Source organism: Streptococcus sp. 27098_8_103 (genome assembly GCF_041432345.1).
Lineage (GTDB): Bacteria > Bacillota > Bacilli > Lactobacillales > Streptococcaceae > Streptococcus > Streptococcus mitis_BV.
The window spans coordinates 1-12824 of the sequence record NZ_JAPVZK010000039.1 but is presented as its reverse complement, the minus strand read 5'-3'; the positions used below and the strand labels follow the sequence as shown (position 1 = coordinate 12824).

Genomic DNA, 12824 nt, shown 5'->3' with positions numbered 1-12824 from the left:
ATAAGCTTTCTTTTTATTTTCTTTTCATCATTTACATTTTATAAGGTGAATTTTACACTTTTAAACCCACTCACCGTTAGCATTTACGTAATAACCATCAACTGTAGTGCTTACTGCAAGGGCGCCTGAACTATAAGCATAGTACCATTTGCCATCTACTTGGAACCAGCCAGTCTTCATAGCGCCTGAACCATCAAGATAATACCAACTACCACCTTGTTTCAACCAACCAGTTTTCATAGCACCTGAACTGTTTAAGTAGTACCAAGTACCACCAACTTGAGCCCAGCCTGTCGCCATGGCACCTGAACCATTTAGATAATACCATGTGCCACCATCTTGCAACCAACCAGTTTGCATTTCGCCTGAACCATTTAAGTAGTACCAAGTGTCACCTTCTTTAAACCACCATTTTTGCATCACGCCTGCGGCACTAAAATGATACCACTTACCACCATCTTTCAGCCAACCAGTCTTCATTCCATCTTCTTTAGAGAAATAGTACCAGTCAATCTCGACCTTCTTCCAGCCAGCCTGACGATTTCCTTCGCTATCGATGAAGAATTTTTTACCATCAATCATAACAATCCCTTGTTTAAGGACACCTTCCTCATCCAAAAAATAATGTTTCCCATCAACAGTAATATCACCAGTTAGACGGACACCTTCTTTGACATAGTAAGTTTTCTCATCAATTTTAACAAAACCAGTTTTCTTCTCACCATCTTCTACAAAATAATAAGTCTTGTCAGCAACTTTTACAAAGCCTAGCTTTTTAACACCATCTTTTTCATCTAGATAGTATTGCTTATCACCTGCAGTCAATAGACCTTTCTTCATAGCACCATCAGCTTCAAAGTAGTAAGTCTTATCATCGATTTTTTGCCAACCGCTAACCTTTTTACCGTCCTTGATATAGTAGACTTTTCCGTTCTCTGTTTTGAACTGACCGCTACTTGCACTATTGTTAGTAGTAGCACCATTATTTTGGTTGGCATTAGTTCCGTTAGTTTGGTTACTACTTGCCCCGTTATTAGCACTACCATTGTTTTGATTGGCATTACTACCATTAGTTTGGTTATTATCTCTACGATATGGGTTTGTTTGGGAGACATTGCTAGTATTACCTGAGGTACTGGTAGGAGCATACATATGGTAAAGAATTCCATCTTCTACTCTACTAGTAGTATACATATAGTTATCAATAACTGGATGACTTGTATCAGCTGTTGCTGTTCCTGTAACCGCTGCCTTGATATCAACTGGTCTACCGTTTTGGAATGTCACGAAATGAATTTCCTTAAATGATGAAGTCGATTGAGCACCTGTAGACGATGTACCAGTTTCCGTACTTGCAGCGCTTACTGGCTGAACTGCAGCCATAGTTAGCACTGAAGTTGCTAGCAAGATACCTGTAAGTGTTTTCTTCATAAGAAAAACCTCCTTTGTTAACCTATTAAATTTATTTCATTATATCCCTTTTCTATAATTAGTGCAATAAAAAACATAAAAAGTGTAGAAAAATTTAAAAGTAAAAAAATAGAAATATTAAGAGTATTTAATTTATTATTTTATTTCCAAAACCCAGTATACTACAGTTGACAAAAAGGCAACAAAAAAGCAGGAGATTCATCTCCTGCGATATTAAACAATTGCTTATTTAACCCATTCACCGTTTCCGTTTACAGTGTAACCATCTACAGTAGTGTTAACTGCAAGGGCACCTGAACCGTTTACGTAGTACCATTTACCACCAACTTCAAACCATTGGCTAGCTTTCATAGCACCTGAGTTTTCAAGGTAGTACCAAGTTCCGTTGTCTTTAACCCAACCAGTTGCCATCCAACCAGCTTGGTCGAAGTAGTACCAAGTACCGTTAATTTTTTCCCAACCGTTAGTTGTGTAAGAACCATCAGCATGTTTGTACCACCAGCGAGAACCTGATTGAATCCATTCTGCTTTTTTAGCAGGTGTTTCAGTAGATTGCCCTTGGAATGTTACATCTGTATGACGAACTTCATTGATAATGATATTTGCATTTGTATACAAATCACCAGAAACTTTGAATTCACCTTTAAATTCTACATCCTTACCATCTGAAGCGTAAGATTTCACTAGACGATATTTTACTACTGTTCCTTCAGCAAAACTTACTGGGAGTTCAGCGTCTACTTTATTTCCAGCTGCATCAACTGGAACTTTAACTGTTTTTGTTACAATAGCTGATCCTGCTTCATCTGTAGTAACTGTTACATATACAACACCTTTATCAGTCGTAACTGCAAAATCAATAGCTACACCTGGGATTGGGTTCCCTTTAGCATCTACAACGTTTACACGAACATAGTGTTCACCTTTGTCTTTTACTTCAGCAACTGGAGTAACTGAAGCTTTTTTAATATCAAAATTACCAAAACGGCTGTATCCAGGCAAGTTATTTACTAATTTACCATTTTGAAATACATCTCTATCTGTAGCAGTATTTTGTCCATCGTGCGAACCTGCGTCTGTCACTAGTTTACCTGTTTTTGGATCTACCATACCAGCTTTAAGAGTTACAGTGTTAGCTGAAACAGCTTGTACAGCACCAAATGCTGCAAGAGCGACTGCGCTTGTCAATAAAACTTTTTTCATCGTTTTATCTCCTTTGTTTTTCATTAAAATATTTTTTCGTAAGACTATCTTACTACCATACAGTATATAAATATTTGTAGGATTTGTCAAGAGTTTTCTTATGTTTTTTTAACTTTTTTCCCATTTCTTCGAAAAAAGGAAAAGAAAGCTAACTTGCGAAAAAAATCCCCCTGAAATACTCTAGTCTCCAAGTTGACATTTCGCAAATACTCATCCCTCAGATGATATCTTTTATATCTAAACTATATAGATGGTTAGACAGAACTTACTTCTCTGGTATTATCTTACAAACCCTTGTAAAAGTCAAGTAAAAACGGCAAGTATTTGGATAACACTTGCCATTTCATAAACTTCCTACTATGTAGATGAAAGATCGAACTCACAGTAAAGCCTCAAACTCAGAGACCGTCATACCCAGCTGCTGGCTGGCAACCTCAGATGTCAAAAAACCTTGGTGGACCATATCCAGGAAGGCAAAGAGTTTCCCACGTTCTAAACCTTGTTCAAGACCTTGTTCAAGACCTTCCGCCCTAGCTGTTTCCAAAGCATAGTCCTGTGCTAACAAGGCTTGTTCTTCTCGCATACGTAGTTGACTAAACATTTTCCTGTCCTCCTCGGACCAGCTCTTATAGTCTAGCAGTTGGTCTGCTTGGCTGATGGCTCGCTCGGGTTGTTGGGTAAAGGGCTTGTTGCCGAAAAACTCCAACCACGGCTTGCGAACCTCGTCTTTGCTGGTTTCTCTGTATTTTTTTAATTCTTATTTGTGATGCTCTTTCAATAGTGACTCAAATTCAGCAACGGTCATGCCTAATTGCTGGCTAGCTACCTCAGAGGTCAGAAGACCTTGGCGGACTAGATTTGCTAACATAACAAAACCACCTTCCGCCCTAGCTGTTTCCAAGGCATAGTCCTGTGCTAACAAGGCTTGTTCTTCTCGCATACGTAGTTGACTAAACATTTTCCTGTCCTCCTCGGACCAGCTCTTGTAGTCTAGCAGTTGGTCTGCCTGGCTGATGGCTCGCTCGGGTTCCTGAGTAAAGGGTTTATTCCCAAAAAACTCCAACCACGGTTTGCGAACGCTATCCTTGCTGGTTTCTCTATATTTTTTTAGTTCCAAGAATGCCATCTTGACTAGATGGTTTTCTTGACCGTTATTTGTGATGGTTAAGACCTCACCTGTCGTGTCCTCTCGCATGCTAAAACTATGAAAAGCTAGGTCATCTGAGAAGTAATTACTATCTACAATTGCGATAGCGTATACTGGTGCGATGTGTTTGTAACTCTGGTGTGTATTACCTTCTCGTTGGCGAATTTTTTCGAGATTTTGATTGACCTGACTGCACAAATAAGCCCACAGGCGATTAATGAAAAAATTCTGATGATGAACTTGAATCTCAATAATTACTTGAGTACCATTATCCAACTCTGCCAAAACGTCTATACTAGTGTAAAAATCCTGAGCCGAGTACGGTAGGGAATGCAAGACATGAATGTTACTCCCCTCCAAAATGGTTACATTTTTGGCTGGTAAATCCAACATATCACGGATAAATTGACAAGTGATTTCTGGATTGCTAAAGATTTTCTTAGCAACCAAGTCATTGGTCGGGCTAATGCCCGGATGACGTACAGTCATATTTCTTCTCCTTTCATTATAGCACATTTTTAAATCTAGGTTTACTAGATTCACTGCTACTACTTATTTATTCGCAAAAGAGACGAAAAAAACCTGAGAATCATCTCAGGCTTGGTCATTAAATCTTTTTCTCAATACTGAAAAGTGGAGAAAGTGGGCGTTTTTCATGGATACGTACGATAGCATCACCCAGTAGATGAGCAATCGAAATCTGTTCAATCTTATCAATCAAACGCTCTTCTGGCAGATAGATGGTATCCAAAACAACCAATTTCTTAATAGCTGATTTTTGGATATTGTCCATAGCAGGACCAGAAAGAACTGGGTGCGTACAGCTTGCATAGACTTCAACAGCACCAGCTTCCGCAAGGGCATCTGCCGCGTGACAAATCGTTCCAGCCGTATCAATCATATCATCAATCAAGATACAAGTCTTGCCTTCGACCTTACCGATGATGTTCATGACTTCACTGGTATTCATCTTATCAACACTGCGACGTTTGTCGATGATAGCAATAGATGTTTTCAAAAATTCTGCCAACTTACGGGCACGAGTCACCCCTCCATGGTCTGGGCTGACAACCACATAGTCAGAACCAACCATACCACGACGCTCAAAATAATCCGCAATCAGAGGAGCTCCCATCAAGTGATCCACAGGAATATCAAAGAATCCTTGAATCTGCGCAGCATGCAAGTCGATGGTCAATAAACGATCCACTCCAGCTACTTCAAGCATATTTGCAACAAGTTTTGAAGTGATTGGCTCACGCGCTCTCGCCTTTCTATCCTGACGTGCATACCCATAGTAAGGCATGACAACATTGACAGATTCTGCACTGGCACGCTTCAAAGCATCTACCATAATCAAAATTTCAAGCAGATTGTCATTTACAGGCGAGCTAGTTGATTGTAGGATAAAGACGTGTTTCCCACGGATTGATTCTTCGATGTTGACCTGAATCTCTCCATCTGAAAATTGACGAACACTTGATTTCCCCAACTCTATCCCAATCTCCTGCGCTACACGTTTTGCCAATTCTTGATTAGAAGAAAGGGCAAACAGCTTTAAATCAGAAAAAGACATGATTTCCTCCGGTATATATGTATCGCTTGTGCTTTTCACAAGATTTTTCCATTTACCATTGTAGCGCTTTTTGCACTATTTTTCAATCAAAAATAAAAGAAGGGCACCATATTTGTACCCTTGCATCATTCTTTTAAAAAATATTCTAGTTCATCAACTCATTGTGCTTCTCAACAAAGCGATAAGCCTGATAAAAACCATAGAGAGTAATAGCCGTAACCACTGGAATCGCTAAAGGCAACTCTGTCTCTAATTCTACAAAAGGAGAGTTAAACAAGAAATGAGTTCCCAAGGCTAAACCTAGGAAAATAAGCCCCTCTTTCTTGCCATCCTTCTGCCCTTTATAGGCTCTGTAAAGCAAGTAAACACCCACTACAGCCAGACCTGAAAAAGTCCAGTGAGAGGCAATTCCTGAGATGATACGCTCTAAAATTCTCGAAATAGTAAAGTCAAAGCCCTCTGGTAAATCCGTACGAATGTAGCCAATATCCTCAATCATTTGGAATCCCAAACCAGAAGCAATTCCTAGTAAAAACAAAGATTTTAACTTTCGCACAGGAATCAAAGCTAAAACAAAAACAAGTGGCAATAATTTCAAGGGTTCTTCTACCAAAGGAGCCACAATCGCACTTTCAAAGGCATTTAAAAATGCACTATCTGGGAAAAGAATACCCAGTAAATCATGGATATAGGTATTCGCAAAGCTAGACAGCCAGCCTGAAAGGAACATCCCACCCAATAAAGACAAAATCAAGGCATTCTTTGGCAATTCCCATTTTTTCCCAATACGGAAAAGGAAATAAAGAGCCGGAATCATGTAAAAGAGAGCTAGAAAGATAGAAACTCCCATGAGTCCATATTCCGCACCTGACATCGAACCGTCCGTATAGTAGATAGTTTCATACTGCAAACCAATACATAGCAATAAAATAAAAATAAATAAAATGCTGTTTTTCTTCATACACTTTCTTTCTAAATGAATTTTTTACAATTCTACGACTGTCATACTTCCTGTATCCACATCGTAAATAGCACCAGAGATAATGACATCATCTGGTATTAGGGGAGACTCGATAAGGAGTTGCATATCCTCACGCACACTCTCCTCTATATCTTGAAAGGGCAAGAAGTCCTGGTCTGACACATCGACACCCAATTCCTCTTTCAGATACTCCTGAAAAGGGCCATTTTCAAAGGTCTGAGCACCACAGTCTGTATGGTGTAACACCACAATCTCTCTTGTCCCCATTTGTTGCTGGGAAATAACCAGCGAACGAATCATGTCTTCTGTCACTCGACCACCTGCATTCCGCAAGATATGAGCATCCCCAAGTGCTAAGCCCAGGGCTTGCGCAACGTGCAGACGAGAGTCCATACAGGTCACAATAGCCACTCTTGTTTTGGGTTTAAGTGGCAGATTTAACTGCCCATGTAGGGCAACATAAGCCTGATTGGCTTGCATAAACTGTTCAAAATAAGACATGATTTCCTCCTTAACAGTTTGAGAGTCAAATATTTCTCCTATCTTATCATTTTTAAGAGGATTTGTCACAGATTAAGCAAAAACCTTTTTCAAAACCTCCTGAATGGTTGTCACACCAATCACCTGAATTTCCTGAGGTGGTTGAATACCTGTCAAGGAATTCTTAGGTACATAAATCTTAGTAAAACCTAGTTTAGCAGCTTCATTAATCCGCTGCTCGATCCGATTGACACGCCGAATTTCTCCTGTCAAGCCCAGTTCACCTACAAAACATTCCTGAGGATTGGTTGGCTTGTCTTTATAGCTGGAAGCAATGGCGACAGCAACTGCTAAGTCAATGGCAGGCTCATCTAATTTCACACCGCCAGCAGATTTGAGGTAAGCATCTTGATTTTGCAAGAGAAGACCTGCTCGCTTTTCCAAAACAGCCATAATCAAGCTTGCGCGATTGAAATCAAGTCCCGTCGTCGTACGCTTGGCATTTCCAAACATGGTCGGTGTCACCAAAGCCTGAACCTCCGCCAAAATCGGACGCGTCCCTTCCATGGTCACAACGATGGACGAGCCCGTAGCCCCGTCTAAACGCTCTTCTAGGAAAACTTGACTCGGATTGAGCACCTCAACCAATCCGCCCGACTGCATCTCAAAAATCCCAATCTCATTAGTGGAACCAAAACGGTTTTTGACTGCTCGCAAGATACGGAAGGTATGGTGACGCTCCCCTTCAAAGTAAAGGACCGTATCCACCATATGCTCCAACATACGAGGCCCAGCCAAGGTTCCTTCCTTGGTCACATGGCCTACGATAAAGATCGCAATATTATTGGTCTTGGCCAGCTGCATAAGTTCAGCCGTCACCTCACGCACTTGAGAAACAGACCCCTGCACCCCTGAAATCTCAGGAGACATAATAGTCTGGATGGAGTCAATAATGAGAAAGTCTGGTTGGATACGCTCCACCTCAGCACGAACACTCTGCATATTGGTCTCTGCATAAAGATAAAACTCGCTATCAATATCACCCAAGCGCTCTGCTCGTAGCTTGATTTGCTGGGCAGATTCCTCCCCACTGACGTAGAGAACAGTCCCAACTTGAGACAGCTGAGTTGAGACTTGTAGGAGAAGGGTTGATTTCCCAATCCCAGGATCCCCACCTATGAGGACGAGACTTCCTGGTACCACTCCGCCTCCAAGTACACGGTTGAATTCCTCCATCTCTGTCTTGGTTCGATTGACGTTGATTGAAGTCACCTCAGCCAGTTTCATGGGCTTAGTTTTCTCACCTGTCAAGGATACACGTGCATTCTTGACCTCGGCAACCTCAACCTCTTCTACAAAAGAAGACCAAGACCCACAGTTAGGACAACGTCCCAGATATTTAGGGGAATTATAGCCACAATTTTGACATACAAATGTCGCTTTTTTCTTTGCGATAATAAACCTCTTTCTATATCTCTATCTCACACTCAATTACTTGGCAAAAATCAATCTTCTCATTTGGCACAAACTGGCGCATGAGCATGTTGTGAGTTACCACTATCACGGTCTGGTAATCTCGATACTTAGCCATGCATTCTAGAAAACGAGACTTCATCTTCGCAGCTGTCTCATATTGAATAGGACTATTAGGAAGTAACTCCCCATTATTTTCTAGAAATATAGCACGAGCTTTTTCAAAATTATCTGTGCCACTTTCATAGACCTGCCATTCATGCAATAATGGTTCCACTCTCAAAGGAAGTCCAGTAACACAAGCCACATAAGAAGCTGTTTCTAAAGCTCTTGTGACTGCAGAAGATACGATTATTTCAGCTGAAGGGAGTAAAGGATTGGTGCTCAGTTTCTGGGCTTGCTGCCGTCCCTTCTCAGACAAGGGGGCCAAATCTATCCCAAATCCCGTATAAGAACGCTCCTCTAACTCACGATAATCTGGCTCCCCGTGACGTACAAAGATAATCTTCATTCTAGTGCCCGGTCGATCCAAATCCACCAGTTCGAACGCCATCAGCCATATCTCCATCTGCAATTAAGAAAGGAGCAAAGACAGCCTGGACAACACGTTCTCCAACTTCAAGAACAACCTCTTGGTCTGTGATATTCTTCATCTGAGCAAAAATATGCCCTTCATTCCCAGGATTTCCATAATAATCCCCATCAATAACCCCAACTGAATTAATTAAAACCAATCCCTTCTTACGAGGGTTTGAAGAACGATCATAGAGGTAGAGAACCTCAGTCGGCTGCATATAGGCCTTAACCCCTGTCGGAACCAAGACAATCTCTCCTGGCGCAATAACCGTACGCACAGCAACCTTTAAGTCGTAACCAGCCGCATGCGCTGTCTCACGCTTTGGCAATAAATTTTCATCTGTAAAACTAGAAACCAATTCAAAACCACGAATTTTCATCATCTTCTCTTTTCTATTATCATTTATTCTAGATTATTCTATCTTATTTATTCGGAAAAAGCACGAAAAAAAGAGCACACAATTCAAATCGCTTAGGGCTGCTGGATTCCTCCCCTGACCCGCTTCACGCAGAACTGTTGCTCCACTATTTATTATATCACATTCCTATTCATTTTAAAAGCAAAATTATTTTTTCCGTCTATTTCTAAAAAAGTCCTGCATAATAGCTGCGCATTCATCTTCCAAAATTCCCGTTTCAACCTCCACACGATGATTGAGACGCTCATCTGTTAAGATATCGTACAAACTCCCAGCAGCGCCAAATTTCTGGTTTTTAGCCCCATAGACCACGTTTGGAATACGGGCGAGGCCAATCGCCCCACTACACATGACACACGGCTCAATGGTCACAAAAAGCGTGCAATCAAGCAAGCGCCAGCTCTCCTCACTCAGATTCGCATTCTCTATAGCCATAATTTCCGCATGCATAACCGCTCGTTGCAACTCCTCACGCGCATTATGCCCACGACCAATGATTTCCCCGTCCTTGACAATCACACAACCAATTGGAATTTCATCGTGTTCAAGAGCAATCTCAGCCTCTCTCAAAGCCTCCCTCATAAAGACTTCTTTTTCTTCAACTGTATAATTCATCTCTTTTCTCTTTTCCTACTTATCGATTTTATTATTATATCATGAATCCCAACACAAAAAAAGCCACCGAATGCGGTGACTCTATAGGGAGATTATTATGAAAAAGAAAAGTTTAGGATATTTGTTACAACAAGTTAGGAGGTCTTCTTGTAACTGTCTATAGTATACCCGACCTATCTTAAACAAATCTTAAAAATCTCTTACGACCAAACACTTTCTAAAATATTTGTTTGTTCACGACCAGGACCTACTGAGAAAGTAGAAATACGAACGCCAACCAATTCGCTCACACGACGAACATAGTTACGTGCATTTTCAGGAAGATCTTCCAAATTACGGACACCGGTGATGTCTTCTGACCAACCTGGCAACTCTTCATAGATAGGCTTACAACGTTTCAATTGCTCAAGACTAGCTGGATAGTAGTCAATACGTTGACCATCAAGATCATAGGCTACACAGATTTTAACTGTATCCAAACCACTCAAAACATCGATAGAGTTCAATGAAAGGTTAGTGATACCAGAAACACGACGGCTATGACGCATGACAACTGAGTCAAACCAACCCACACGACGTGGACGACCAGTTGTTGTACCATATTCATGACCAACTTCACGAATACGTTCTCCCACTTCGTCAAACAACTCAGTTGGGAAGGGACCGTCTCCTACACGACTCGTATAGGCTTTACATACACCTACAACCTTGTCAATCTTGCTTGGCCCAACACCAGAACCAATTGTCACACCACCAGCTACAGGGTTTGAAGACGTAACAAATGGATATGTACCTTGGTCGATATCTAGCATAACACCTTGTGCACCTTCAAAAAGCACACGTTTACCATTATCAAGCGCATCATTCAAAATAACAGATGTATCGGTCACATATTTCTTGATTTGTTGACCATATTCGTAATATTCTTCAAAAATATCATCGAAAGCAATAGCTTTACTATCATACAATTTTTCAAAAAGACGATTCTTTTCAGCAAGGTTACGTTCTAAACGCTCACGGAAAATATCTTTATCCAAAAGATCTGCGATACGAATTCCCACACGAGCAGCCTTGTCCATATAAGCTGGACCAATTCCCTTAATTGTAGTACCAATCTTATTGTCACCCTTAGCTTCTTCTTGCAAACGATCCAACTCGATATGATAAGGCAAAATAACATGCGCGCGATCAGAAATACGTAAGTTATCAGTTGTCACACCTTCTTCATGAAGATAGCTCAACTCTTTCACAAGAGATTTAGGATTTACAACCATACCGTTCCCGATAACAGAGATTTTTTCAGGGAAGAAAATCCCAGATGGAATCAAGTGCAACTTAAATTTCTTACCATCAATCACAATCGTGTGACCAGCATTATCACCACCTTGGTAACGTGCAATCACTTCTGCATTCGCTGAAAGGAAGTCTGTAATCTTCCCTTTACCTTCATCACCCCACTGGGTACCTACAACAACAACTGAAGTCATAATCTTGTCTGAGCCCTCAGGCTCTTCCTTTCTCACATACATGGCAGGACTCTCACCTGCAATTATATCTTACAATTTATTATAAGAAAAAATTGCCTTTTTATCAAGAAGAAACAATAGAAAGATTTGCTATTTCCAACTATTAAAAAATGTTTTAGAAAAAATTCCGGCTATTTATCATTATTTTCCCACAAAAAGTTAAATTTGTTCGGAAATTAACTCATACTGTCTCATCAAGCAACAAAACCTTGTTTCATTATCAATTTTTCAAGATACAAACGATAAGCAACACGATAATGGTAAACGATAAAATCCCTACGACACCCAATGCCATATCTAACTAAATAATAAATCAAAAATTTAAAATGAAAATGTTCCCAGTCCCAACTATTACCAAAGAAAGTAGCATACTCTTCTTCGATACTGTCATAGAAATCAGTCATCTGATCATAAATATTTTGTAGCATAAGCATACACTCCTTTACTTTTTATGATCTTATTCTAACAAAAAATTTTAATTAATCATTAATAATTCCTGAATTGTTAAAATACCAACCTCAACAAGAGAAAAAATAGGAAAAGTTGACAGAATAGGAACAAATATCTTACATCAAAAACAAACTATTAAATCCCTAAAAATAAAAAATTTCATATAAATGATTTACAAAAATTATCCTTTACGGTTACTATATTATAAATCATCCTGTGCATTGAATCTTTCTCAGTTTAAAATATAAAGTGATTGAATAGAAATGAAGCACTTAATAATTATTAAAAAGAAAAGCAACTATAATATTTGTCCTCTATGGGTATTATAGAACCTATTTTAGGGTAGAAAAAATTCCATAAGATTTATAACGAAAAAGCACCAAACCATCATTAGAAAGAATCATATGGAACAATTACACTTTATCACAAAATTACTAGAGCTTACAGACCCTAATTTCTAAATTATGGATATCATCAATAGGGGTACACATAAGGAAATCCTCGCTAAACTGAACTACGACACCCCATCTTGACCTGATTGCGTAAGTTAAGAGAGCGTTGTTTTAAGTGCTATCAGTGCTCGAAAATGATGGTGTCTGAAACTTCTATCGTCAATAAAAAAATCTCGCATCTAATGAAGCGAGATAGATTATTAATTATATAACAAAAAAGAGGCCGAAACCTCCTTTAATTAACTACTCCGCCAGTAGGACTCGAACCTACGACATCATGATTAACAGTCATGCGCTACTACCAACTGAGCTATGGCGGATTAGAGCTAAGCGACTTCCATATCTCACAGGGGGCAACCCCCAACTACTTCCGGCGTTCTAGGGCTTAACTTCTGTGTTCGGCATGGGTACAGGTGTATCTCCTAGGCTATCGTCACTTAACTCTGAGTAATACCTACTCAAAATTGAATATCTATTCAAATCAAGAAAACCTT

General features: G+C 39.9%; 11 protein-coding genes, 1 tRNA gene, 1 rRNA gene, 1 other RNA gene and 2 pseudogenes. All 16 read right to left on the bottom strand.

Annotation, left to right across the window (positions count from 1 at the left end):
* Positions 1-60: 60 nt before the first annotated feature.
* The 16 genes and pseudogenes from O3599_RS09230 to rrf all read right to left on the bottom strand — a co-directional run bounded on the left by O3599_RS09230 (position 61) and on the right by rrf (position 12771).
* Complete coding sequence (locus O3599_RS09230) at positions 61-1431, bottom strand: PspC family transcriptional regulator (protein WP_247939862.1); 1371 nt, start codon at positions 1429-1431, stop codon at positions 61-63.
* A gap of 225 nt (positions 1432-1656) precedes the next feature.
* A pseudogene (locus O3599_RS09225) lies at positions 1657-1911 on the bottom strand (N-acetylmuramoyl-L-alanine amidase family protein); the annotation flags it as partial.
* Between the two features lie 1102 nt (positions 1912-3013).
* A pseudogene (locus O3599_RS09220) lies at positions 3014-3391 on the bottom strand (hypothetical protein); the annotation flags it as partial.
* Complete coding sequence (locus O3599_RS09215; protein ID WP_143952644.1) at positions 3392-4270, bottom strand: Rpn family recombination-promoting nuclease/putative transposase; 879 nt, start codon at positions 4268-4270, stop codon at positions 3392-3394.
* Positions 4271-4388: 118 nt separating this feature from the next.
* The gene (locus tag O3599_RS09210) at positions 4389-5357 is read right to left on the bottom strand and encodes a ribose-phosphate diphosphokinase (protein ID WP_033682853.1); all 969 of its coding nucleotides are present in this window, start codon (positions 5355-5357) and stop codon (positions 4389-4391) included.
* A 145-nt stretch (positions 5358-5502) separates the two neighbouring features.
* Entirely contained in the window at positions 5503-6318 is an 816-nt protein-coding gene (locus tag O3599_RS09205; RefSeq protein WP_261018337.1) for a PrsW family glutamic-type intramembrane protease, read from the bottom strand.
* Positions 6319-6342: 24 nt separating this feature from the next.
* Positions 6343-6840: a carbonic anhydrase gene (locus O3599_RS09200; protein WP_004237611.1), complete on the bottom strand. Its 498-nt coding sequence runs from the start codon at positions 6838-6840 to the stop codon at positions 6343-6345.
* A 72-nt stretch (positions 6841-6912) separates the two neighbouring features.
* Positions 6913-8274, bottom strand: a complete 1362-nt coding sequence (gene radA, locus O3599_RS09195; protein WP_261018339.1) for a DNA repair protein RadA — start codon at positions 8272-8274, stop codon at positions 6913-6915.
* A 13-nt stretch (positions 8275-8287) separates the two neighbouring features.
* Positions 8288-8845 (bottom strand): phosphoglycerate mutase family protein, encoded by a 558-nt coding sequence (locus O3599_RS09190; protein ID WP_261017067.1) that lies wholly within the window; start codon positions 8843-8845, stop codon positions 8288-8290.
* Positions 8805-9248: a dUTP diphosphatase gene (locus O3599_RS09185; RefSeq protein ID WP_078238237.1), complete on the bottom strand. Its 444-nt coding sequence runs from the start codon at positions 9246-9248 to the stop codon at positions 8805-8807. The genes O3599_RS09190 and O3599_RS09185 overlap by 41 nt, the downstream gene beginning before the upstream one ends.
* A gap of 56 nt (positions 9249-9304) precedes the next feature.
* Positions 9305-9402, bottom strand: an RNA gene (gene ffs / locus O3599_RS09180) — signal recognition particle sRNA small type.
* 32 nt (positions 9403-9434) lie between these two features.
* On the bottom strand, positions 9435-9902 hold the full coding sequence (tadA, locus tag O3599_RS09175) for a tRNA adenosine(34) deaminase TadA (protein WP_001110112.1): 468 nt from the start codon (positions 9900-9902) through the stop codon (positions 9435-9437).
* Between the two features lie 200 nt (positions 9903-10102).
* A complete protein-coding gene (locus tag O3599_RS09170; RefSeq protein ID WP_001832534.1) occupies positions 10103-11389 on the bottom strand; it encodes an adenylosuccinate synthase in 1287 nt (428 codons plus the stop codon).
* 233 nt (positions 11390-11622) lie between these two features.
* Complete coding sequence (comW, locus tag O3599_RS09165; RefSeq protein ID WP_247939864.1) at positions 11623-11856, bottom strand: sigma(X)-activator ComW; 234 nt, start codon at positions 11854-11856, stop codon at positions 11623-11625.
* 720 nt (positions 11857-12576) lie between these two features.
* Positions 12577-12650 (bottom strand) — tRNA-Asn (locus O3599_RS09160).
* Positions 12651-12655: 5 nt separating this feature from the next.
* Positions 12656-12771: ribosomal RNA gene (rrf, locus tag O3599_RS09155) — 5S ribosomal RNA — on the bottom strand.
* Positions 12772-12824: the final 53 nt, after the last annotated feature.